Source organism: Dermatophilus congolensis (assembly GCF_900447215.1).
Classification (GTDB): Bacteria; Actinomycetota; Actinomycetes; order Actinomycetales; family Dermatophilaceae; genus Dermatophilus; species Dermatophilus congolensis_A.
This window is the reverse complement of record NZ_UFYA01000001.1, coordinates 1,552,518-1,573,768: the sequence shown is the minus strand read 5'-3', so window position 1 is coordinate 1,573,768 and position 21,251 is coordinate 1,552,518. Positions and strand designations below refer to the sequence as shown.

The 21,251-nt window shown below is 58.4% G+C and carries 25 protein-coding genes and 1 tRNA gene; 15 read left to right on the top strand and 11 right to left on the bottom strand.

What is annotated here, in order from left to right:
* Nucleotides 1-126 precede the first annotated feature (126 nt).
* A tRNA-Tyr gene (locus tag DXZ77_RS06885) sits at nucleotides 127-210 on the top strand.
* A 697-nt stretch (nucleotides 211-907) separates the two neighbouring features.
* On the opposite strand, the gene ykgO is transcribed toward DXZ77_RS06885, so the two are convergent.
* From ykgO to rpmB, 4 genes are read right to left on the bottom strand one after another with little or no spacing between them, the layout of a single operon-like run.
* Nucleotides 908-1,030 (bottom strand): type B 50S ribosomal protein L36, encoded by a 123-nt coding sequence (ykgO, locus tag DXZ77_RS06880; RefSeq protein WP_028326584.1) that lies wholly within the window; start codon nucleotides 1,028-1,030, stop codon nucleotides 908-910.
* Between the two features lie 26 nt (nucleotides 1,031-1,056).
* Nucleotides 1,057-1,362: a 30S ribosomal protein S14 gene (gene rpsN, locus DXZ77_RS06875; RefSeq protein WP_028326583.1), complete on the bottom strand. Its 306-nt coding sequence runs from the start codon at nucleotides 1,360-1,362 to the stop codon at nucleotides 1,057-1,059.
* Nucleotides 1,362-1,529 carry a 50S ribosomal protein L33 gene (gene rpmG, locus DXZ77_RS06870; RefSeq protein WP_028326582.1) on the bottom strand — a complete coding sequence of 56 codons (168 nt, stop codon included), beginning with the start codon at nucleotides 1,527-1,529 and terminating at the stop codon, nucleotides 1,362-1,364. The genes rpsN and rpmG overlap by 1 nt, the downstream gene beginning before the upstream one ends.
* Nucleotides 1,529-1,765 carry a 50S ribosomal protein L28 gene (gene rpmB, locus DXZ77_RS06865; RefSeq protein WP_028326581.1) on the bottom strand — a complete coding sequence of 79 codons (237 nt, stop codon included), beginning with the start codon at nucleotides 1,763-1,765 and terminating at the stop codon, nucleotides 1,529-1,531. The genes rpmG and rpmB overlap by 1 nt, the downstream gene beginning before the upstream one ends.
* A gap of 54 nt (nucleotides 1,766-1,819) precedes the next feature.
* On the opposite strand from rpmB, the gene DXZ77_RS06860 reads away from it, so the two are divergent.
* The 3 genes from DXZ77_RS06860 to rpmF all read left to right on the top strand — a co-directional run bounded on the left by DXZ77_RS06860 (nucleotide 1,820) and on the right by rpmF (nucleotide 3,382).
* The gene (locus DXZ77_RS06860) at nucleotides 1,820-2,089 is read left to right on the top strand and encodes a type B 50S ribosomal protein L31 (RefSeq protein ID WP_028326580.1); all 270 of its coding nucleotides are present in this window, start codon (nucleotides 1,820-1,822) and stop codon (nucleotides 2,087-2,089) included.
* Nucleotides 2,086-3,153: a GTP-binding protein gene (locus DXZ77_RS06855; protein ID WP_115030944.1), complete on the top strand. Its 1,068-nt coding sequence runs from the start codon at nucleotides 2,086-2,088 to the stop codon at nucleotides 3,151-3,153. The genes DXZ77_RS06860 and DXZ77_RS06855 overlap by 4 nt, the downstream gene beginning before the upstream one ends.
* 67 nt (nucleotides 3,154-3,220) lie before the next feature.
* Nucleotides 3,221-3,382, top strand: coding sequence for a 50S ribosomal protein L32 (rpmF, locus tag DXZ77_RS06850; protein WP_034400420.1), 162 nt, complete (start codon nucleotides 3,221-3,223; stop codon nucleotides 3,380-3,382).
* A gap of 83 nt (nucleotides 3,383-3,465) precedes the next feature.
* Here rpmF and DXZ77_RS06845 read toward each other — a convergent pair whose 3' ends face one another.
* The 4 genes from DXZ77_RS06845 to DXZ77_RS06830 form a co-directional block, all read right to left on the bottom strand.
* On the bottom strand, nucleotides 3,466-4,377 hold the full coding sequence (locus DXZ77_RS06845) for an SGNH/GDSL hydrolase family protein (RefSeq protein ID WP_115030942.1): 912 nt from the start codon (nucleotides 4,375-4,377) through the stop codon (nucleotides 3,466-3,468).
* Between the two features lie 125 nt (nucleotides 4,378-4,502).
* A complete protein-coding gene (locus tag DXZ77_RS06840; protein ID WP_181816060.1) occupies nucleotides 4,503-5,285 on the bottom strand; it encodes an alpha/beta hydrolase in 783 nt (260 codons plus the stop codon).
* A gap of 290 nt (nucleotides 5,286-5,575) precedes the next feature.
* Nucleotides 5,576-6,385, bottom strand: a complete 810-nt coding sequence (locus DXZ77_RS06835; protein WP_115030938.1) for an SGNH/GDSL hydrolase family protein — start codon at nucleotides 6,383-6,385, stop codon at nucleotides 5,576-5,578.
* Between the two features lie 178 nt (nucleotides 6,386-6,563).
* The gene (locus DXZ77_RS06830; protein WP_115030936.1) at nucleotides 6,564-7,778 is read right to left on the bottom strand and encodes a dicarboxylate/amino acid:cation symporter; all 1,215 of its coding nucleotides are present in this window, start codon (nucleotides 7,776-7,778) and stop codon (nucleotides 6,564-6,566) included.
* A 197-nt stretch (nucleotides 7,779-7,975) separates the two neighbouring features.
* Between DXZ77_RS06830 and DXZ77_RS06825 the strand changes: the two genes are divergently transcribed.
* Nucleotides 7,976-8,308, top strand: a complete 333-nt coding sequence (locus tag DXZ77_RS06825; protein WP_115030935.1) for a hypothetical protein — start codon at nucleotides 7,976-7,978, stop codon at nucleotides 8,306-8,308.
* Nucleotides 8,309-8,318: 10 nt separating this feature from the next.
* Nucleotides 8,319-8,789 carry a hypothetical protein gene (locus tag DXZ77_RS12050; protein ID WP_181816059.1) on the top strand — a complete coding sequence of 157 codons (471 nt, stop codon included), beginning with the start codon at nucleotides 8,319-8,321 and terminating at the stop codon, nucleotides 8,787-8,789.
* A gap of 212 nt (nucleotides 8,790-9,001) precedes the next feature.
* Here the strand turns inward: DXZ77_RS12050 and DXZ77_RS12045 are convergent, their stop codons facing one another.
* The gene (locus tag DXZ77_RS12045; RefSeq protein WP_181816058.1) at nucleotides 9,002-9,166 is read right to left on the bottom strand and encodes a hypothetical protein; all 165 of its coding nucleotides are present in this window, start codon (nucleotides 9,164-9,166) and stop codon (nucleotides 9,002-9,004) included.
* An 82-nt stretch (nucleotides 9,167-9,248) separates the two neighbouring features.
* On the opposite strand from DXZ77_RS12045, the gene DXZ77_RS06815 reads away from it, so the two are divergent.
* The 6 genes from DXZ77_RS06815 (at nucleotide 9,249) to DXZ77_RS06795 (ending at nucleotide 16,254) form a co-directional block, all read left to right on the top strand.
* Nucleotides 9,249-11,282, top strand: coding sequence for an ATP-binding protein (locus tag DXZ77_RS06815; RefSeq protein ID WP_115030933.1), 2,034 nt, complete (start codon nucleotides 9,249-9,251; stop codon nucleotides 11,280-11,282).
* Nucleotides 11,279-12,373, top strand: coding sequence for a hypothetical protein (locus DXZ77_RS06810; protein ID WP_115030932.1), 1,095 nt, complete (start codon nucleotides 11,279-11,281; stop codon nucleotides 12,371-12,373). Before DXZ77_RS06815 ends, DXZ77_RS06810 begins: the two co-directional genes overlap by 4 nt.
* A 143-nt stretch (nucleotides 12,374-12,516) precedes the next feature.
* Nucleotides 12,517-13,323, top strand: a complete 807-nt coding sequence (locus tag DXZ77_RS06805; protein WP_115030931.1) for a hypothetical protein — start codon at nucleotides 12,517-12,519, stop codon at nucleotides 13,321-13,323.
* An 82-nt stretch (nucleotides 13,324-13,405) separates the two neighbouring features.
* A complete protein-coding gene (locus DXZ77_RS11770; protein ID WP_147279212.1) occupies nucleotides 13,406-13,885 on the top strand; it encodes a hypothetical protein in 480 nt (159 codons plus the stop codon).
* 146 nt (nucleotides 13,886-14,031) lie between these two features.
* A complete protein-coding gene (locus DXZ77_RS06800; protein ID WP_181816057.1) occupies nucleotides 14,032-14,853 on the top strand; it encodes a C40 family peptidase in 822 nt (273 codons plus the stop codon).
* A 63-nt stretch (nucleotides 14,854-14,916) separates the two neighbouring features.
* Nucleotides 14,917-16,254: an MFS transporter gene (locus tag DXZ77_RS06795; RefSeq protein WP_115032702.1), complete on the top strand. Its 1,338-nt coding sequence runs from the start codon at nucleotides 14,917-14,919 to the stop codon at nucleotides 16,252-16,254.
* A gap of 8 nt (nucleotides 16,255-16,262) precedes the next feature.
* Here DXZ77_RS06795 and pntB read toward each other — a convergent pair whose 3' ends face one another.
* Both pntB and DXZ77_RS06785 read right to left on the bottom strand, forming a co-directional pair.
* On the bottom strand, nucleotides 16,263-17,675 hold the full coding sequence (gene pntB / locus DXZ77_RS06790) for a Re/Si-specific NAD(P)(+) transhydrogenase subunit beta (RefSeq protein ID WP_115030928.1): 1,413 nt from the start codon (nucleotides 17,673-17,675) through the stop codon (nucleotides 16,263-16,265).
* The gene (locus tag DXZ77_RS06785) at nucleotides 17,672-19,210 is read right to left on the bottom strand and encodes a Re/Si-specific NAD(P)(+) transhydrogenase subunit alpha (RefSeq protein WP_115030927.1); all 1,539 of its coding nucleotides are present in this window, start codon (nucleotides 19,208-19,210) and stop codon (nucleotides 17,672-17,674) included. Before DXZ77_RS06785 ends, pntB begins: the two co-directional genes overlap by 4 nt.
* Before the next feature lie 111 nt (nucleotides 19,211-19,321).
* Between DXZ77_RS06785 and DXZ77_RS06780 the strand changes: the two genes are divergently transcribed.
* From DXZ77_RS06780 to DXZ77_RS06770, 3 genes are read left to right on the top strand one after another with little or no spacing between them, the layout of a single operon-like run.
* A complete protein-coding gene (locus DXZ77_RS06780; protein WP_115030925.1) occupies nucleotides 19,322-19,933 on the top strand; it encodes a biotin transporter BioY in 612 nt (203 codons plus the stop codon).
* A 28-nt stretch (nucleotides 19,934-19,961) separates the two neighbouring features.
* Nucleotides 19,962-20,651 carry an energy-coupling factor ABC transporter ATP-binding protein gene (locus DXZ77_RS06775; RefSeq protein WP_220181607.1) on the top strand — a complete coding sequence of 230 codons (690 nt, stop codon included), beginning with the start codon at nucleotides 19,962-19,964 and terminating at the stop codon, nucleotides 20,649-20,651.
* Nucleotides 20,645-21,244 carry a CbiQ family ECF transporter T component gene (locus DXZ77_RS06770; protein WP_115030923.1) on the top strand — a complete coding sequence of 200 codons (600 nt, stop codon included), beginning with the start codon at nucleotides 20,645-20,647 and terminating at the stop codon, nucleotides 21,242-21,244. The genes DXZ77_RS06775 and DXZ77_RS06770 overlap by 7 nt, the downstream gene beginning before the upstream one ends.
* Nucleotides 21,245-21,251 lie beyond the last annotated feature (7 nt).

Sequence of the window (21,251 nt, the reverse complement as noted above, 5' to 3'; positions counted from 1 at the left end):
AGGTTAGCCAACGTGCGGGGGTTGGTGAACGTGCCCCACGGGAAGTGGGAGGGGGTAAATGGGTGGGCGAGGTGCCAGTTTGTCTGTGAAACGAACGTCCTGCTATCGTCGTACTCGCACCGACAAGGCTGGTTGCCCGAGCGGCCAAAGGGAGCGGACTGTAAATCCGTCGCGCAAGCTACCAAGGTTCGAATCCTTGACCAGCCACCAGGAGTGCAGAAGAGAGCCAGGTTTAACCGGAATGTTAAACCTGGCTCTCTTCGTGTATACTCTCTGGCTCTTGGAGTGCAGCAGAAGCGAGGTATTGAAGCGGTCAGGGGACAGTGGTGGAGGTGCCTGTGTGGCCGCTAATGGGTGCCTCAAAGTTATGAGAATAAATAAGCCGACAACTTTTTGGTTTATGTTGCACGGAAATTCTTGCTTGGGAAATAGTCCGGGAAATTAAAGAGTAAGCTTCCTAAGTAAATGAAAGTCCCATTGAGTCAAGTTAACCGGGGAATCTGATTGTGCTCAAAATGAATTCGTGAACTCTGAGTATTTCCTCGTGTGGTGGCAACCTGAGGAAATACGGGCAACTTGTGTTATTGCTCACTGAATCATTTTGCAGCGATAGTCAATAGATAATCTGGCAATTTTTGGGCTGCGTGTATCGCTTCGTTGGGCTTGGAGGATCAGCACGGGGGCAAGCGGGTTTACGTGCCGTGGGCTGTAGGCCTGATTTCCAAGGGCTGTAAAGCTTCACCGAGGCCGTGTGGGTAGATCGAGTCCCTACGGGAGCAAACAAGGGGATTTAGGGCCTCTGGGTGGCTCCTGGGGTGTTTATGGCGGGCCTGTGCACATTATTTGAGCCCCGGATCGACGTCTTGTCGGTCCGGGGCTCGCGCTATCGTGCCCACGAGGCTGCTACTCAGCCCTGGCGTGCCTTGAAGCGAGGGTTCGCTTTGTTGATGACGTAGAGGTGGCCACGGCGGCGAACCACCTTGGATCCGGGAGCTGCTGCCAGCGAGCGGATGGAGGCGCGGACCTTCATGAGAGTCTCCTAAAAGGGTGTTTCTGTCACCAGCTGGATTTCGTAACGCCAGGCAGGTTGCCTGCGTGGGCTTCTTCGCGCAGGCGGACGCGGGAGAGGCCGAATTTCCGGTAGACGGAGCGCGGGCGCCCGTCGACCACGTCGCGGTTGCGCAAACGAGTGGGGGAGGAGTCACGGGGCAGCTTTGCCAGGGCCTTGACTGCGTCGGAAACCTCCTCGGGTGAGCTCTGCGGCGAGAGGATCGTGCGCTTCAGTTCAGCGCGGCGGTCCGCGTAGCGAGCGACGATTTCGCGGCGCTGCGCATCCTTGGCGATCTTGCTTTTCTTAGCCATCAGCGTTCCTCTTTGAATTCCACGTGGCGGCGCACGATGGGGTCGTACTTGGTGAGATGCATGCGGTCAGGGTCATTGCGCTTGTTCTTGCGCGTGACGTAGGTGTATCCAGTTCCGGCGGTGGAGCGGAGCTTGATGATCGGTCGAATCTCGTTGCTCTTTGCCATTAGATACGTTCTCCTTTCGCGATGAGTTCAGCGGCCACGGCGTCGATTCCACGGCGGTCGACAATGCCGATAGCTTTTGCGGAAAGGTTGATCGTGACGTGGCGTCCGAGACTGGGCACCCAGTAACGCTTGCGCTGAATGTTCGGGTCAAAACGACGTTTTGTGCGTCGGTGACTGTGTGACACTGAATTTCCGAACTGAGGCGTTGCGCCCGTGACCTGGCAGCGTGCGCTCATGGGACCTCCTATGCTAGGAATGATAATCGTTCGCATTAAGGTACAGGAGATCACATGAAACAGGGAATCCACCCCGACTATCACCCCGTCGTCTTCCGTGACAACAACGCGGGGTATGCATTCCTTACCCGCTCGACCGCTACACCTAAGAATACAATCGAATGGGAGGACGGTAACACGTACCCCGTCGTTGATGTCGACGTCTCCTCCGCAAGCCACCCATTCTGGACTGGCCGTAACCGTGTTCTTGACACTCAGGGACGTGTTGAAAAGTTCAACCGCCGTTACGGCAAGCGACGTGCAGGTGGCCAGGAGGGTCGATGACGACAGTCATCACCTGCGCCGCGGTCAACGAGTCTATGCGCTCCACCGTTACCGGTGGGTTGCTGCTCGATATCCCAGGCGCGGTGCTTGTCCGACACGACATCGATCCCGATGCGGGGATCTTGCGGCGGGTCATCGCTGACGGTAGTGGTGTCATCGATGACCGCAGCACCCCCCTGGCGCATGCATGCCTTGGCTGCGCTTTGCGCGAAGACATCATCCCGGCTATTCGGGAGGTCCTCATGCGCCGTCCTGAGGTGATCGTGCTCGCACTTCCTTTGAGTGCTGAACCAGTGCCTGCTTTGCGTGCATTGGCTGAGCTTGCTGAAGAGGGGATGTGCAAGGTCGGACGTGTCGTAGCCGCAGTGGACGGTGAAGAAGTGATGTGGGACCTCTGTGGCGACGACTTGCTCAGTGAGCGTGACCTCGGCTTCGGGGCCGACGATGATCGAGCCTTGGGGGAGGCGCTGGCGCGCCAGATTGAGTGCGCCGACGTCGTCGTCACTGCAGGGCCCGTGGCGCAAGCCGAGGAAACCGTTCTTCGTCATATGCACCCAGGGGGCGCAGCTCCTGTTCCGGTATGTGAGCTGCAGGCATCCAGCCTTTTGGATCCTCTGCCTCAGGAGGAAGTGGAGCATCGAGGAGACCCTCTGGCAGCTGCTCCATCCGGCGTTCCGGATGCGCACGGAGTATGGACAGTAGAGCTTTCTTCATGGCGTCCATGTCATCCGGATCGGTTGCGTGAAAACTTTGAAGGCCTTGGTGGTACCCCGGGCCGTGGTCGAGGTGTTTTTTGGCTACCCACTCGCCCGGAGACAGTCTGCCAATTTGATTCCGCTGGAGGGCAGATCAGTATCGGCACGCACATGACATGGCAGGAAGCTGGAGTCGATCCAGTTACCCGCTTAGTTATCACTGGCGTCGACGGTGACCCCACCGAAGCACAAGCCGCGTTCGAAGCTGCTCTACTTACCGATGCTGAACTTGCAGCCGGGCTCGACAGTTGGGCAGGGCGCCCGGACGACTATGATCCATGGCTTGGAGAACGGCGCGACGTAGCCTAGAACCCGAACAAGCGGGCAAGATGGTTCCGCACAGTACGCAACTGATTGATTCTCGAAGGAAGAAACCATGGCAGTCCCCAAGCGAAAAATGTCTCGTTCCAATACCCGTCACCGCAGGTCGCAGTGGAAGGCAAGCGTTCCTGACCTGGTGGCAGTGCAGGTCGACGGCGAGCAGCTTCAGGTGCCCCGTCACCTCGTCAAAGCAGCACAGCGCGGTCTTCTCCGCTGAGTGCGGTGACGAAAAAGCGTTTTGTCTTAGATCATGCATCTAAGACAAAACGCTTTTTCGTGTGCGAGTAGAGGTCAGGTCACTCAGCCTGCTGCGAATGAGGGCCCCAGAGTCGCCAAGACAGCCTTAGCAAGTGCAGTGTGCCCCGAAGCATCCAAGTGGTCCCCATCGGGCGCCAGCTTGGACGTGGGGTCTTTTTTGCCGTTCTTGCCCTTGATGGGCGTGTAGGCGTCGATAAACTGCCCGTTCTTCCCAGCAGCTTCGCGCAGGGCAGCATTGACCTTGCGTGTTAGTCGATCACTTGCCCTGAGGTAGCCCTCGCCGTAGTGAGATCCGACTTTGCCATCCGGGAACACATTCCAATAGCCGATAACAGCAATTTTCGCTCGATAATTACTTATTCGTGATATTTCATCAGTTAAAGATGAGATATTTCGGCGAAGACGAGTCAGGTCTGCGCCATAACAGCCATCGAGATTGTTTGCGCATTCTTCGATTTGCTCGGGATTGAAATCATTAGCACCAACTTGAAGTAAAACCAGGTCCGCATTAGTGATGTCCGCACGCGGCTGAGGAGTGGCAAGTTGGGCAACAATATCGGAACTACGGGCGCCGCCTAGAGCAAGATTCACTAGCCCTGCAGTACGGTTGTGGCGCCGCGAGAGGGCTTGGGCCACCTGCTGCGAATATGTATCGCAATCGCATGCCATCCCCGCAGGTACCGAATCTCCCAAAGTCACGATCGACAGATGCTTGCTGCCAGTCGCGCTGGGGGTGCTGTTATCGCCTGAGAAGCTGGGAGAGGGGCCGAACCAAGCAGTGGTTGCCTGCATGCTCGTAGGACGTGAGCGTGGCTTAAACATATTCCACTGCTGTGTCGCGAAAACGGCAGCGATCACAGCGCAGGCAAGGCAAAGCAACACGACAAAGAAAAAACGCCGATAGATAGATGAACCCGATGAGTCTTCCTGCTCAGATGGTTCGGGTGTGTTCATGGGCTGTTCCCTTCGACATCCTGCTCCGGGAGCGGTCCGACGATACGTGATCGTTCAGGTACAGGATATGCCTCGCCGACAGTGCGATGTCGACGACATGACCGATAGGAACAGCCCAAGCTGTATCAACCTGCAGGCTTATCCAGCTTGCTACTTAGCCAAGAAAACACGTCAGGCAAGATCGAGGTGTACGTAGTCCAGGAGTGGGCTCCATTGGGCACCTCTTGCATCTCGAAAGTTGTAGGAGGCTTAACTACGGCAGCGAAGTCTGTGCTGTTTTTCTTCGACAAAGCCCCGTTGTTGGCCCCCGTGCCATACCAGCTCTTAATCGCTAACTTCGGGGGAGCGGTCTGCACCACGTGCATAGGGTCAGTTGCTTTCGCAGCCGGGGTCTTACCTGCTGCGAGATTGGAATCGATATTGAAATACCCATCCAGTGGCGCAGCTGCGGAGAAAGTGTTCGGGTTATGCATCGCAATGACAGCTGCGCAGTACCCCCCAGAAGAAACTCCTGTCGTGCCCCAGCCGGTGGAGGAGGTTGAGGTACGGAAATCATGCTTGATCAGCTCAGGAAGATCCTTGCCGAGAAAGGTGCCTACCTGCGGTTGCCCTTCAAGGTCTGTGCACTCCGTGTCATGAGCATCGTCAATCTGCATCTGCGGTTGCACGAGAATGAACTGACTCGACTTGCCTGACTGAGCCCCCGCAGCAATCGCTGAGGGACCCCCATGCGTGAACCACGGCGTGCCCGTCGTGCCAGATCCGCCAGGAAATGCAACAACTACCGGGTAACGCTTTGAAGCCGCAGAAGGCTCGTCGTAGTCCGTCGGAAGCCACACATGAACTTTGAATGACACACCAGACTTGGGGCCTTGGTACTTGGTTTCAACCGCACGTCCAACCTTCACCGGCTGCTTACTCCATGAAGCCAGTGGCTTGACCTCCGTGGGAGTGGGTTTCGAAGCAGTTTTATTTCCCTGATTCGCGGAGGAAGAGTCATCGCCACCGCACCCAGCAAGCGCTGCAACCAAAGCGAAAGCGACACCGGCGCGTAGAACAAGAGCCGACCGTGACGCACGCGAGGTACCTGGATGCTGGCACCTGGATCCGGAAAGACGAAGCATGGGTAGAGCCTAGATACCTCACAAACCCACGGCAATATTTCGCCCTTCGGTTCCTTTCAGGTGCAGTCGCAGCATCAAACGAGAGAAGTACGAGGCCCCAAACGGCGGATCACAGCATCGGCAAGCGCCTGATGCCCATCTCCATTTGGGTGATCTCCATCTGCCGCAAGGAGAGAAGTCGGGTCATTTGTCCCTTTAGGGCCCTTAAATGGGGTGTAAACGTCGACGTACCAGACGCCAGCATCACGTGCAGCAAAACGAATAGTTTTATTCACTTCGCGCGTGAGTCGATCGCTTCCAACAACGAAATCATTTCCTTTTGCATGCCCCACTACGCCGTCTTGGAAAACGTTCCAATATCCCAGAGCCATGACTTCAGCGCGAGGGTATTTTTGCAAAGACTTAATCGTGCGAAGGGCGGAGGAAAGATTTGAGCGCAGTGCACGCAGCTGCGGGCCGTAGCAGTTTTTTGACGCGATGTCATTCCGGCACTGTGCTGCTTTGGATGAAGAAAAATCATTCGCGCCCGTCTCGACAAGAACAAGATCACTTCCAGCCGTGTTAGTGCGAACCTCGGGAGTTTTCAAAGTTGACAGTAGTCCAGCGGAAGTGGAGCCGCCGCGCGCATAGTTTCTAAATGCGTAATTCTTACCCTGAGTTGATGCAATAGAATTTGCGACCTTCTCGCCAAAAGGAATGCAGTGGCACGCCGCCCCACTTGGGACCGAATCGCCAAAAGTGATAACTGAAACTGGCCCTGAAGCGCTAGCAGCGCTGGCGGAAGCCGAACTTCCTAAAAACACTAAAGCGACCGAGAAGGCACATAGTCGGCCGGAGCGGTACAGCCGGAAAGGGTGAAGGGGACCTGAGCGGCGCGAAAGCACAGAAAATCCTTACGCGAGGAGTCTTCCTGTCGCGCTGAGGGACTCCTCCCGGGATGGGCGGCATTGAGGCGCGACTACTGTGCCCATCGGCATGCGTAGCCGTCGCTAAAGAAAGGTCACCCTCACACGTGAGGGCGACCTTCAGGCAAGGCTCAATCTCTTTGTGGCGTAAGTATTCCTACGGCGCATCAGGGATCTGCTGCAGTGACTTCTTTTTCTCTTGGTCCCTCAAGACAAGCTTGTCCACGATCGTAGCCAGTGCGCCATCGCCTGTGACATTTGTCGCCGTACCGAAAGAATCGATAGCGATATACGTGGCAATCATCAACCCCACCTGCGGATCCGTGAACCCAAGCATGCTTGCCAGTAGTCCAGCCGCCGTCATAATCGCACCTCCAGGTACGCCAGGAGCTGCAACCATCGTGATACCCAACATGAGGATGAACCCAAGGAACAGCCATGGGTCGACTGTCTTACCAGAAAGCATCATTACGGCGAGCGAGAAAGAAACAATTTTCACTGTTGAGCCTGCCAAATGAATGGTCGCGCACAGTGGGACAGTAAACGATGCAACCGGCTCCGAAACCCCTGTTTTGACAGTCTGACGCAATGTCACAGGAATAGTTGCAGCTGACGAAGAGGTCCCCAAAGCCGTCACATAAGCAGGTAAAAGAGTTTTAAGAAGAACCAAAGGATTACGCCGCGCAACTAAACCAGCAATCGCATACTGCACAAAAAGAACCACCCAGGTGAGCGCAAAAACCATCACGATCACGCCAAGGAATGTCGTGATGACGTTAAAAACTTCACCCACGGCTGTCATGTTGAGGAAAATACCAAAAATGTAAATCGGCAGCAGGGGGATCACCACTGCAGAAATTACCTTGTTCACCATTTCACGCAGCTCGCAAAAACCACGCAACAATACGTCGCCCCGGATTGCGGTAAGGGCAACACCCACCATGAAAGCTAAGACCAAGGCAGTCATGACATTAAAAACGGGCGGCATTTCGATCGTAAAATACGGCTTAAGTAGCGAATCTGCAGGATTCGTGACTGATGAAACACTTCGCCCCGCCAAGAGGTGCGGTAAAACCGCAGTACTCGTGGCCCATCCCAAAAGTCCCGAAGAGATCGTTGACACATATGCGATAGCTGCAGTCACTGCCAGCCACTTACCTGCACCCTTACCTAACTCAGAGATAGCAGGAGTAATAAGCCCCACAATAATTAACGGAATGATGAAAGATAGAAAGTTTCCGAAAACTCCGTTAAAAGTAACGAAAACACGTGTCAACTCATGAGGGAAGAACTGGCCGCACGCTATCCCCAAGACGATAGCGAAAAGAATTCTGGGAAGAAGACCAAATTTTTTGGAGACCTGTGAAGGCATATCAGGAGGATAAGACCAACTCACCCAACCTGCCCCAAGGGTCTCGCGTGCCGGGCGAACACAAACAACACCCCAACCAAACAATCCACCGGCACAACACCGAGCTTCCTAGGAAAACGATTGCGATCGTGGAAGATTGAACACCGCGTGAAAGGAAGCACGCCCCACTCCTTCTCACCCACCCCAGAAAGCCACACATGATCACCACCATGCTGACCACACCACCCACCCACCTAGCCACCACAGGCTGGACCAGCGACACCCTCAACCACGCCGCAAACCTCAACCACACCGGCAGCATGAACTGGGTCTTCCTCGGATCCGTCATCATCGGCATCGTCACCGCCCTCTTCGCCTACATCGGCATCACCCAAATCGCCTCATCCCGCCGAGGCGACGTCCGCCAAGCAGGCCGCCAATCCGCCGTAGCCGCCATCGGCACCTTCTGGGTAGCCCTCGCCATCGGCGGATTCACCACCCTTCTCGTATCCGGCGTAGGCAGCTTCCTCACCAGCGTCTTCGGCCAATAACCCAACACCCATGCGCATCCGCACCGACGACGCCGCCACCCGCGTCGAATTCACCTTCTACGACCTACCCGGCGAAGCCCGCTGGTTCCAATGGGTCAGGTTCTACATCGCCTGCCTCATCGGCATCCCCCCTCACCTCCTTCACCCTCTGGCTACTCGGATCACTCTTCACCCACGGCCCCTGGCTCACCATCACAGCCACCCTCACCGGCGCCACCATCACCATCATCGCCACCACAGCCATCCTCACCATCACCGGCCGATACGAAACCCCGCCACCCCCCCCTCACCTACCGAATCCACCAACTCCGCGCCGAACTCCACGCACCCCGAACACCCCCCACCCATCGACGGCCCCGCCCTCACCATGCCCGACTGGAGCAGCCGCCCCACCGCCGCACCCGTCCACGGACCGTCCATGTTTGGAGCCCCCAGTGACAGTCATCACCCGCCTGCGGCGCAGCCTCAGCGCGCTACGTGAACACCACACCGAAACCAAACGCATCCGCACCACCGAACCCTACGGACACGCAAACCTCCTGGCTTCACCCATCACCAACGAAACCTGGCTCTTCTTCCGCCTCAACGACCAAACCTGGCGAGGCCGCTCCGCCCCCCCCAACGCGACGCCACCATCCGCACCAGCGCCACCATCTGGTCCCAACTCCTCGGCGAACGCATTTGGCTGCGAAGCTACCCCACCACATACCCCACCAACGCCATCACCCAGGCATACAGCAACACCGCACCACAACCAGTCCCCACCAACCCCACCACCGACACCGAAGGCTGGCAAGGCCGCCTCAAACGCCAAGCCCAAGCCATCAACCAACTCAACGCCACACGATGGCGAACCATTCTCGCCATCCGCCTCTCCAACCGCGCCATCGACCGCACCGAACTACCCCTGTGCATACCCGGTCCCCCCGTACCCCACAACATGCACAACTACCTACCCATCCAAGAACGCGTCGACCACCTCACCCGTACCCTCACCGGCTACAACCCCCACGCGCCATGGGCAGAACCCATGACCACCAAAAGCGTCGAAGCAGTATTCATCGAATCCATGCGCATGGGACTACCCGGACACGGCCCCATCCACCCCAGCGCCGACGCACTCCAACCCTCCGTCCAACTCACCACCCTCCACAACGGCGAAACCACCTCCCGCTACACCGCCATCCTCCGCGTCGAAAACGCCCCAGACAACATCGACACCAACGACCTCCTCACCCCACCACTGGCCTGGTACGGCACCCGCACCACCCGCACCGACCTCGTCGCATGCGGAGACATCATTGACGGACGCGAACTCAAAAACACCGCCGAACTCCTCGTACGCCAAAACGCCTCCATCGCCCGTGCAGACCGAGCACAGGGATACGACACCCGCCCAGAAGTCGAAGACGGCCTCACCCGCGCCCGCAGCTACCGACGCGAAGTCAACTCAACCTCATCATCCCTGCGCCACCGCTTCACCGGACTCATCAAAATTGCCGTCACCGAAAACACCCCCGAAGACACCGCCGCCGCCGTCCGCGCCATCCGCGCCGCCGCCGACGCCGACAACAACACCACCCTCACCCACGAACTCGGCCAATACACAGACTGGCTCACCTTCCAACCTGGCCGCGAATGGGACTTCACCGGTCACCTCACCCAAATGCCCATCATCAGCTGGGCCGCAGGAATGCCCCAAGTCACCGGCAAAGCAGGCGCCGAAACAGGCGCACTCCTAGGCAGCATCGCCGGAACCAACGAGGTCTACCACATGGACTGGTGGGAAGGCCCCCGCCGCAACCGCGCCGGAACCACCCTCGTCACCGGTAACCTCGGCGAAGGAAAATCCACCCTCGCCGTTCGCGCCGCCTACGAAGCCACCCTCGCAGGCATCCCCACTCTCGTCATCGACCCTTCCCCACACGGCTCCCTCGCCCGCATTGCACACTTGAAATCCATCAACCACCGCTCCCGCGTCGTCCCCATCACCAAAGAAGCACCACCGGGCGCACTCATGCCCCACACCGCCATCCCCGAACCACGCCCCACCGACTTCGAAAACACCGAAGAATACGAAGGCGACCGCCGCGCCCGCGCCTCCGAACGCATTGCCCACGCCATCGACATGACCCGCGCCTGCCTACCCATCGGCATGGCAGAAAACCCTGACACCCTCGCCGCCATCGAAGCAGCTTGCAACGCCGTCGGCGGCGCCTACGGCACCCACAGCCAAGAAATCATCGACGCGCTCACCAAAGAAGGCACCGCCGGAGCCCGCGCGGCCGCCCAACTTGCCGGAAAACGCGAATCCCTCGAAGGACAACTCGTCTTCCCCGCCACCGAAGTTAACCCAGACAAAGTCATCGACCTCGTCAGCTCCGAAACTCTCACCATCGTCACCATCCCCGGCATCGAAGTCCCCGAAGCAAACATGCCCCGCTCCGAATGGACCAGCCAAATGCGCCAAGCCGTACCCATCCTCCTGGGTGCAGCCCGCCTAGCCTCCCTCCACCTGTGGGCCGACCGAGAACGCAAACTGCAAATCATCGACGAACTCGGCGTCCTGGCAGCAGGCCAATCAGCCATTACCTCACTTATGCGCCGATCCGCCCTCGACACCCGCAAAGTCGCCGCAGCCGTCATGTGGATCATGCACACCATCACCCCACTTACCCACCTCGGCGACGATCTCATCCGAACGCTCATCGGACAATTCATCACCTTCCGAGCCAGCGAACGCAACGCCAACGAAGTCGCGCAACTCATGCGCACCCCCACCGGCGAAGGATGGCCAGAACGCATCGAACGCCTCCGCAACGCCGAAATGCTCATACGCGGATTCGACGACCGCCTCGCCATCACCGCACACGACTGGGCATGGTGGACACCCGAACTCCGCTCTGCAGCAAACACCACCAGCCTCCACACCCCACCCCGCGTCGCCGACGTCTACGGCGACTGGTCCGCGTGACTCCCCACCCACGGCGCCCCCGAGACCACACCCCGGCCAGACGCCTCACCCGATACCTCAGCATCGCTGCACTCACCGCACTGCTCTGCACCGCACCCCCGCCCCCCACAAACGCAACACCCAACCCACCCACCCCGTCAGCAACACCCACCCTCACACCCACCCAACCACCAACACCCCCCAACCCGCTTGAAGACCTCGGCAACACCATCCGTGGAACCCAGTCCGACCTCCAATGCAAAAACCCACCCACCCCAGGAGACCCAAAAAACGGACTCGCAGGATGGATTGACGCAGGCCCCTCAACCCCCGGAAATGGCCTCTACTCCCGCTACGGGTACGGCGGCTACGAACCGGTCATCTACGACCCAGGATGTCCCCTGTCCATACACAACGGCGCCCAAGGAGCAATCTCACGCATCTTTGACCCACGCAACGAAGCCGCCACCCTCTACATACAACTCCAACTCATAGCAGTAGCAGTAGCAGTAGAAGCCACACACATCGTCTTCACCCCCGAAGGAATCTGGTCCTTCATCACACCCATCACCTCATTCACCCGTCACACTCTCGGAGTCAGATGGTGGCTACTCTTCGGAACACTCTCCCTAGCAGCCACCGGTATCTACTGGCTACTGCGATCCCGTCGCGGCGACCTCGCCGAAGCTAGCTCCGCCTCAGCCAAATCCGCACTCATCCTCACAACCGGAGCCCTCACTCTGGCCACCACCGTCACAGCCGGGTCGCTCATCTCATCCGGAGTCGCGGCCTTCTATACAGCAATGGGGGAAGCAACCACCCAAGCCCCTCACATCAGCAGATCAGTCAATTCTGCCCAACTCAACCCACCTACAGACCTGCCTCCCCTCGGAAAAACAGACGCAGTCATCGGCGACATGCTCATGCAAAACGTCATCTACCCCTCCTGGGCCACCATCCACTTCGGCCCAGATCAAAAAGCTGCCGCACAGTTCGGCCCACGCCTGTTTGCTGCCGGAACATACACCCGTCACGAAGCTCAACGCGCCGCCACCGACCGCGCCTACGCCGCCCACATTCAAGCAGCCAAAAAGCCGACTATGCACGCGTAGCCGCCGAATACCACACCACCTACCCAGGCACCTATGACCGATACTTCGCAGGGAACAACACCAGCGAACGACCCTCCGCTGCCCTGGCAGGACTTCTCGCCTGCCTACCTATCGTTATCTTCCTCACTTGGTCTCTATGGTGGATGGGCACCCTGCGCCTCGTACTCGATATCGCGCTAGCCATCGCGCCGATCGGCGCGCTCATAGCCCAATTTCCCCGCCTTCAATGGACAGCCAGCGCCATGGTGCGCTGGATCAGCTCCTATTTTCTCACCGCGGCGATTGCCACAACTCTCTTCGTCGTCTTTGTGGCTGGGGGAGTGGGCAACATACTCGGTGCCGAAGCCAGCACCTCTGCAAAAGTACTCGCGATGCTCATCATGCTCGTTGTAGCCCGCTCTGCCTGGAAACGCAGACACCTGCTTGCCCAACACACTGGCGTCAACAAAGACACCCGAACACTTGCGACCGCATTAGAAGCACTGCGCGAGGAATTCCGGCAACTAAGAGACAACTCAGCTAAAAACACCCCCACCGAAGCAGTAACCCCTTCAGCAGTTTTTGTAAAAGCTGAGACAAACCACACCAACGACCGAGAACTCCCCGACGAAACCCCTCGCCGTATCACCGTGCACGAAGAAACCACCCAGACCGCTGAACAGCGCACGACACTAACTCCACAACAACCCACTGCTTATTACGAGAACGAGCAGCCCCAGACACTCATAGCTGCACAGACGCCGAATAACTTCGATGATCTAATCCAGCATCGATTAGATCAAGCCAACAACATGCATGTGCACGGGCATCGGATAGATCGGCCGCGCCGCCTGGACGCGTCGTCATGCTCTCCCAATGTCGCTGCTTCAAAGGTCCACAAGAACAACAACCTCACGCGTCAAGAGAACCAAAAAGAAAGGAGTCAACGTGCCTGCACATCCGATGCATAGGTCTGCGCGTGTGGTGTCGGTGTTGGCGTGGATGCTGAACAGTCCTCGCAGAGCAGCCGTTGTCGTTATAACAGTCGGTGTCGTGTCACTAACCCTGCTGGTCGGGCTCATTACAGCAGTCACCGGCAAAGCCAACGATCCAGCAACAGCAAAAGAAAGTGGTTTCGACCGCTCGTCCTGTCAAATTGTGGCGAGTGGCTTTGCTCATGATTTCTTCGTAGCCCCGAAAGATAAACAGTGGGCAAGCAGAGTGGGTAGATGGATTGATCCACAGCTAAGTGACGCCGTGTCAGACATCGATCCTTCCCGTGTGCCCTCAGGCACACCGAATCAGGTGAATCATCACGATGAAACAGCATCGTGTGATGTAGTTTTCGACGTTAAACCGGCGAATGTTCGTGTGCGGGTTGAGGCCTCTACTCCCGCAGGGGATGGCCTTTGGTATGTGACTGCGTGGCGTGAATTGAAGACAAATATTGCCGACGCACCCCAAGCATCATCCGGACTTATAGAACTTTCACCAGTTCCTGTTATGACTTTTACCGCGCTGAGAACGCTTTGATGAAGCTGCGCTATGTGGCAGGACTGCTGGTTACCTGCCCGTTGATAGCGAGTTTTCTTGTGCCAGGCGAATCATCAATGTCGATGTTTCCGACACCTGGCCGCTCAATCTTGAATACGGGGACTAGCTGCGTGAAAGCAGAAAGCGTGTCCCAGCTGGGGTTAAGTGATGAGCAGACGGATGTGGCGCGGAGAGGTATCGCGGCGGCGCAACGCGCGGGAGTGGGGCGTGTAGGTTCCGAGATCATTGTGGCGACGGGTTTGGTCGAGTCTGAGCTGACGAATCTCTCACATGGGGATAGGGATTCACTCGGTTGGTTGCAACAACGCCCTTCTCAAGGGTGGGGCAATAGCCAAAACGTTGATGCTGCAGCGGATGATTTTTTCGCAGCGTTGAAGCAGGTTCCAGATTGGCAGAATTTGGAACCTGGTGCTGCTGCACAAAAGGTTCAGCGTTCTGCCTTTCCGGACAGATATGCGCAGCGGATGGGGGAGGCCCGCAACATTGTGGCCACGTTGACAGGAGCGGATTGTCCAGTTCAGGCGGTGGCTGCGGCCCGCTCTGGAGTGGCTGGGGTGGTTTTGGCGTGGGTGGACTCTCATGTGGGCGATGAGTACGTCATGGGAGCTAATGGTCCTGGAGCCTGGGATTGTTCGAGCTTTGCGCGTACTGCGTTCGCGCAGGTCGGTTTAGATATGCCTAGAACTGCTGATGCTCAACGTGATTGGTGCGCGCAGGGGAATTGTGAGCGTGTAGGGGAGGGGGCAGAACAACCAGGTGATCTTATTTTTTGGGACTCTTACCTCGGCCCGTCGACGGTTGGGCATGTGGCTGTAGTGAAAGAACCCAGTACGCGCACAACCGTGGATGCCAGGTCACGTTCTCAAGGCGTCATCCACGGGACGTATCCGCAGGCAAAGAACAAAAACATTCTGGAGTTTTGGCGACCAAAAATGTCCTCGAGATGAGCGGGGGCGTTTATGTGTGGGGTTCGTGGCGGCTAGGGCTGCGTAATGGAGGGTTAAGTGGATATGAGCGCTGGTGTTGTAAACGAAGGTGTGGGGCGCACTCGTGCTGAGCGTTTGGACGTCCTGCCGTTCACGTGGATGCATGGGCGACTGCTGGTTGGTTCTGGTGTGGGGTGGGCTCTTGATGCCATGGATGTGGGGCTTATTTCGTTTGTCATGGCTGCCCTGGGTAAGCAGTGGCACTTGTCAGATGGAGCTTTGTCGCTGATTGGGTCGATTGGGTTTGTGGGTATGGCTGTGGGAGCCACATTGGGTGGACTTCTAGCTGATCGTTTTGGTCGGCGTCAGGTGTTTGCGGGGACTCTTTTGGTTTATGGGGTGGCAACGGGTGCCTCAGCGCTCGCGACGGGGGTCGGTCTTCTTATGGCTTTGCGTTTTTTGGTGGGGTTGGGGTTGGGGGCGGAGTTGCCTGTGGCTTCGACTTTGGTCAGTGAATATTCCCCTCGGCATATTCGGGGGCGCATGGTGGTTGCGTTGGAATCTTTTTGGGGCGTGGGGTGGATTTTCGCTGCTTTGATTGCGTATTTCGTTATTCCCTCGAGTCCTGATGGATGGCGGTGGGCGCTGGGTATTGGTGTGGTGCCGACGGTGTACGCGGTGGTGGTGCGGTTCGGGTTGCCAGAGTCTGTGCGTTTTCTTGAGAGGGCTGGGCGTGTTGATGAGGCTGAGGCTGCGGTGCGTCGGTTTGAGGAGGCTGCGGGTGTTTCTGGGGCTGGTGGTGGGTCGGTTGGTGGGGTGGAGGTTGTTGGTGAGGTGGCGGGAGGGATTTGGTCGTCGGTGTTGCGGTGGAGGACGGTGTCATTGTGGGTGGTGTGGTTCATGGTGAATTTTTCGTATTACGGGGCGTTTATTTGGTTGCCGAGTTTGTTGGCTAAGCAGGGTTTTGATTTGGTGAAGTCGTTTGAGTACACGCTGGTGATCACGTTGGCGCAGTTGCCGGGGTATGCGGTTTCGGCGTGGTTGATTGAGTGGTGGGGGCGCCGGGTGACGTTGGTGGTGTTTTTGGTGGGGTCGGCTTGTGCTGCGGGGGTGTTTGGTTTTGCGTCGTCGCCGTTGTTGATTGTTGTTTTTGGGATGGTGTTGTCGTTTTTTAATTTGGGGGCGTGGGGTGCGTTGTACGCCGTGTCGCCTGAGGTGTATCCGACGGCGGTTCGTGGTGTGGGGGTGGGTGCTGCTGCGGGGTGTGGGCGTCTTGCGTCGGTGGTGGCGCCTTTGTTGGTGCCGTTTTTGCTTGGTGTTGGTGGGAATGTGTTGGTGTTTGTTGTGTTTGGGGTTGCGTTTGGGGTGGCAGCGGTGGCTGCGTTGGGGTTGCCTGAGATGAGGTCTCAGGCGTTGGGGTGATGTGGGGGTTAGGTGAGGGCGCGCAGGATGTCTTCTACGCGTTCTTTGGCGTCGCCGAAGAGCATGGCGGTGTTGTTGTTGAAAAAGAGAGGGTTTTGGACTCCTGCGTATCCGGCGTTCATGGAGCGTTTGAAAACGATGACGTTTTTTGCTTCCCAGACGCGTAGTACGGGCATGCCGGCGATGGGGGATTCGGGGTCGTCGAGGGCTGCGGGGTTGACGGTGTCGTTGGCGCCGATGACGAGGACGACGTCGGTGTTGGTGAAGTCGTCGTTGATTTCGTCCATTTCGAGGACGATGTCGTAGGGGACTTTGGCTTCGGCGAGTAGGACGTTCATGTGGCCGGGTAGGCGTCCGGCGACGGGGTGAACTCCGAAGCGGACGTTAATTCCGGCGTTGCGTAGTGCGGTGCTGATGGCGGCTACGGGGTATTGGGCTTGGGCTACGGCCATGCCGTAGCCGGGGGTGATGATGACGGAGTTGGCGTTTTTGAGGAGGGTGGCGACGTCTTCGGCGGTGGTTTCGCTGTGTTCTCCGTAATCCTTGGTGTCGTTGGTGATGGTGCCTTCTGAGCCGAAGCCGCCGAGGATGACGGAGGTGAATGATCGGTTCATGGCTTTGCACATGATGTAGGAGAGGTAGGCGCCGGAGGAGCCGACGAGGGCGCCGGTGATGATGAGTAGGTCGTTGTTGAGCATGAATCCGGAGGCTGCTGCTGCCCATCCGGAGTAGCTGTTGAGCATGGATACGACTACGGGCATGTCTCCGCCGCCGATGCTGGCTACGAGGTGCCAGCCTAGGGCGAGGGCGGTGAGGGTCATGAGGATGAGTGGTATTGCGTGGGCTGTGGGGGTGAACCACAGCATGAGGGTGAGGCAGATGAGTAGTGCTGTGAGGTTGATGAGGTTGTGGTGGGGGAGGGCGAGGGGGGCGGATTTGATGCGTGCGGAGAGTTTGAGGAAGGCGACGATGGAGCCGGTGAAGGTGAGGGCGCCGATGAAGATGCCGATGAAGACTTCGCCGTTGTGGATGAGTGTGAGTGCTCGTGTGTCGCTGGTGGTGGCAGCGATGTGGTTGCCTGCTTCGATCCAGGAGTTGTAGCCCACGAGGGTGGCGGCGAGTCCGACGAAGCTGTGGAGGAGGGCGATGAGTTCGGGCATGTGGGTCATTTCGACTTTGAGTGCCCGGGCGGTACCGATAGCTGCGCCGGCGAGGATGCCGATGATGAGCAGCGCGATGGTCCATGTGGGGGCGTCTTGGGTGATGGTGACGCCGAGGGTGAAGATGAGGGCGATGGCCATGCCGGCGATGCCGTAGCCGTTTCCTGCGCGGGCTGTTTCGTGTTTTGACAGTCCGGCGAGGGCGAGGATGAACAGTAGCCCGGAGACGATGAAGGCGCCTTGGGTCATGGTGGCGGTCATGATGGGTCCTTGTGGAACATGGCGAGCATGCGGTGGGTGAGGGTGAATCCGCCGAATACGTTGATGCTGGCGACGAGGACGGCGATGAAGGCCAGGGTGGAGATGAGTGTGTTGTTTGTGGTGATTTGGGTGATGGCTCCGATGATGATGATTCCGGAGATGGCGTTGGTGACGCTCATGAGAGGGGTGTGGAGGGCGTGGTGGACGCTGCCGATGACGTAGAAGCCGATGACTACGGCGAGGGCGAATACGACCGTGTGGGATAGCAGGGGTGCTGGGGTGAAGGCGGCGAGGGCGAGGAAGAGAGCGGAGGCTACGCCGATGCCGATGTAGCGGCGTATGGGGTTAGGGGTTGGTGGGGGTTGTGTTGGTGGAGTTGGGGTTGTGTTGGTGGGGGGTGTGTTGGCGGAGATATTGACGGGGGGTGGGGGCCACATGAGGTTGCCGTTGTGGATGACTGTCATGCCGCGGATGACGCTGTCGTCCATGTCGAGGGCGAGGTGGCCGTCTTTGTGGGGGGTGAGGAGATTGAGGAGGTTGACGATGTTGGTGCCGTAGAGCTGTGAGGCTTGGGTGGGGAGGCGTCCGGCCAGGTCGGTGTACCCGATGATGGTGACGCCGTTGGGGGTGGTGGTTTTTTCGCCGGGGATGACGCCTTCGACGTTGCCCCCGTTGGCTGCGGCCATGTCGACGATGACGGATCCGGGTTTCATGCTGTTGACCATGTCAGCGGTGATGAGTCGTGGTGCTGGGCGGCCGGGGATGAGGGCAGTGGTGATGATGATGTCGACGTCTTTGGCTTGTTCGGCGTACACGGCTGCTGCAGCGGTTTCGTAGGCGCTGCTGGTTTCGCGTGCGTAGCCGTCGGTGGAGGTTGTTTTTTCGTTGGTGTTGACTGCGACGAATTCAGCGCCCATGGATTGGACTTGTTCGGCGACTTCGGGGCGAGTGTCTGTGGCTCGGACAATGGCGCCGAGACTTCCGGCTGTTCCGATGGCGGCGAGTCCGGCTACGCCTGCGCCGGCGATGAGGATTTTGGCGGGGGGTACTTTTCCGGCTGCGGTTACTTGGCCGGTGAAGAAGCGGCCGAATTCGTGTGCGGCTTCGATGACGGCGCGGTAGCCGGCGATATTGGCCATGGAGGACAGGACGTCTATGGATTGTGCGCGGGAGATGCGGGGGACGGCGTCCATGGCTAGTGCGGTGATGTTGCGTGTGGCGAGTTTGTCGACCATGGCGGGGTCGGTGCGGGGGTTGAGGAGGCTGATGAGGGTGGCGCCGTCGCGGATGTTGTCGAGTTCTTCGTCGTTGGGGGGGTTGATTTTGGCGATGATGTCGGCTGCCCAGGTGGTGGCGGTGTCGCCGATGTGTGCGCCTGCTTCGAGGTAGGCGTCATCGCAGATGTCGGCGCGTTCGCCTGCGCCGGATTCGATGATGACGTTGTGTCCGAGTTTGATGAGGGTGGTGACGGTGCTGGGGGTGGCGGCGACGCGGGTTTCGCCGGGGGTGGTTTCCTGCGGTATGCCGATCAGCACGGGTGGCTCCTTCGCCTTTTTTGCCGCGACGTGGCTGTCCGGGAGTCTCCGGGGTGTGTGTCGCGCTGACCTGCCAGACTCTATCCGTCTATCTTCGTCGAAAGGGTGATCATGCCTGGCAGTAGCGAAAGTGTGCAGAAGTTCACGAAGGTGGCGGGGCGGTCGCGGGGGTTTTCGGCGCGTGATTTGTCTTTGGTGGCTTCGTTTGCTGCGTTGATTTGGGTGTTGGGTGTGCCGGGGGCTATTGATCCGGTGGGGTCGGGTGTTCCTATTACTTTGCAGACGTTGGGTGTGATGTTGGCTGGTGCTGTGTTGGGTGCACGGCGTGGTGCCGCGGCGTCGTTGGTGGTTATTGCTTTGTGTGCGATGGGGTTGCCTGTGTTGGCGGGTGGTCGCGGTGGTTTGGGCGTGTTTGTCTCGCCGACGGTGGGGTTTTTGGTGGGGTGGGTTCCGGGGGCTGCGGTGGTGGGGTGGTTTGCGTCGCAGGGTCCGCGGTCTGTGGTGTGGCAGTTGGTGGGGTGTTTGGTGGGGGGTGTTGGTGTGATTCATGCGGTGGGTGTTCCGGTGATGGCGTGGCGTGCGCATTTGTCTGTGGGGCAGGCGTTGTTGGCTGATGCGGTGTTTGTGCCTGGTGATGTGGTGAAGGTTGTTGTTGCGGTGGGTGTTGCGGTGGCTGTGCATCGTGCTGTGCCGGAGTTGTTGTCGGTGGGTGGGGGTAAGTGATGGTGTTTTTGGGAAGGGGTGGTTGGGTGTGATCGAGTTTCGTGGCGTTTCCCATAGTTTTGGGGGGCGTGAAGTGTTGCGTGGTGTTGATGTTTCGTTGGGGGAGAAGCGGGTTGGAGTGATTGGCGCGAATGGGTCGGGTAAGTCGACTTTCGCGCGGATGATTAATGGTTTGGTGTTGCCTTCTGTTGGGCAGGTGGTGGTGGATGGTGTTGATGTTGGGGTGGATGCGGTTGCGGTGCGGCGGCGGGTGGGGTTTGTGTTTCCTGATCCGGATTCGCAGATTGTGATGCCGACGGTGGGGGAGGATGTGGCGTTTTCGTTGCGGCGGCGGCGTTTGTCTCGGGTGGAACGGGACGCGGTGGTTGGGGAGGCGTTGTCGCAGATTGGTTTGGCTGGGCGTGGGGGACATCCGGCGGCGCGTTTATCGAGTGGGCAGAAGCAGTTGTTGGCGTTGGCTGCGGTGTTGGTGACGGAGCCGAGTGTGTTGGTGTGTGATGAGCCGACGACGTTGTTGGATCGGCGGAATGCTCGGGCTGTCGCGAGTCGGATTGAGTCCTTGTCGCAGCAGGTGGTGTTGGTAACTCATCATTTGGAGTTGTTGCGGGGGTGGGATCGGGTGTTGGTGTTCGATGAGGGTGAGGTGGTTTTTGATGGGGGGGCTGATGAGGCGATTGCGTTTTATGTGGAGTTGATGGATGGGGTGGGGTCGTGCTGAGTGGTTTGTATGTGGAGGGAGATTCGTGGCTGCATCGGGTGCGGCCTGGGGTGAAGTTGGTGGGATTGTTGGTGTTTACGACGTGTTTGTTGGTGTGGTCGGGGGTGGTGGCTGTTGTGGTTGGTGGGGTGGTTGTGGTTGTGGCGGGGTTGTGTGGGGGGCTGGGGTGGTTGTGGTTGTGGCGGGGTGTGTGGGGTTTGCGATGGTTGGTGGTGGTTTTGGGGGTGGTGCAAGTTGTGGTTAATGGGGTTTTTGATGCGTTTGTTGTGGTTGGTGGGTTGGTGGTGGCTGTTGTGGCTGCGTCGGTGGTGACTGCTACGACGAAGACGGCGGAGATGATGGATGCGGTGGTGGTGGGGGTGCGTCCGTTGAGGTGCGTGGGGGTGGATGCAGATCGGGTGGGTTTGGTTTTTTCTTTGGTGTTGCGGTCGGTGTTTGTGGTGGCGGGGATTGTGGAGGAGGTGGGGCAGGCACGGAAGGCGAGGGGGTTGGAGCGGAGTTTTCGGGCGTTGTTGGTGCCGGTGGTGGTTCGGACTGTTCGGCATGGGGAGCGTATGGGGGAGGCGTTGGTGGCTCGTGGGGTGGATGACTGATTGATGT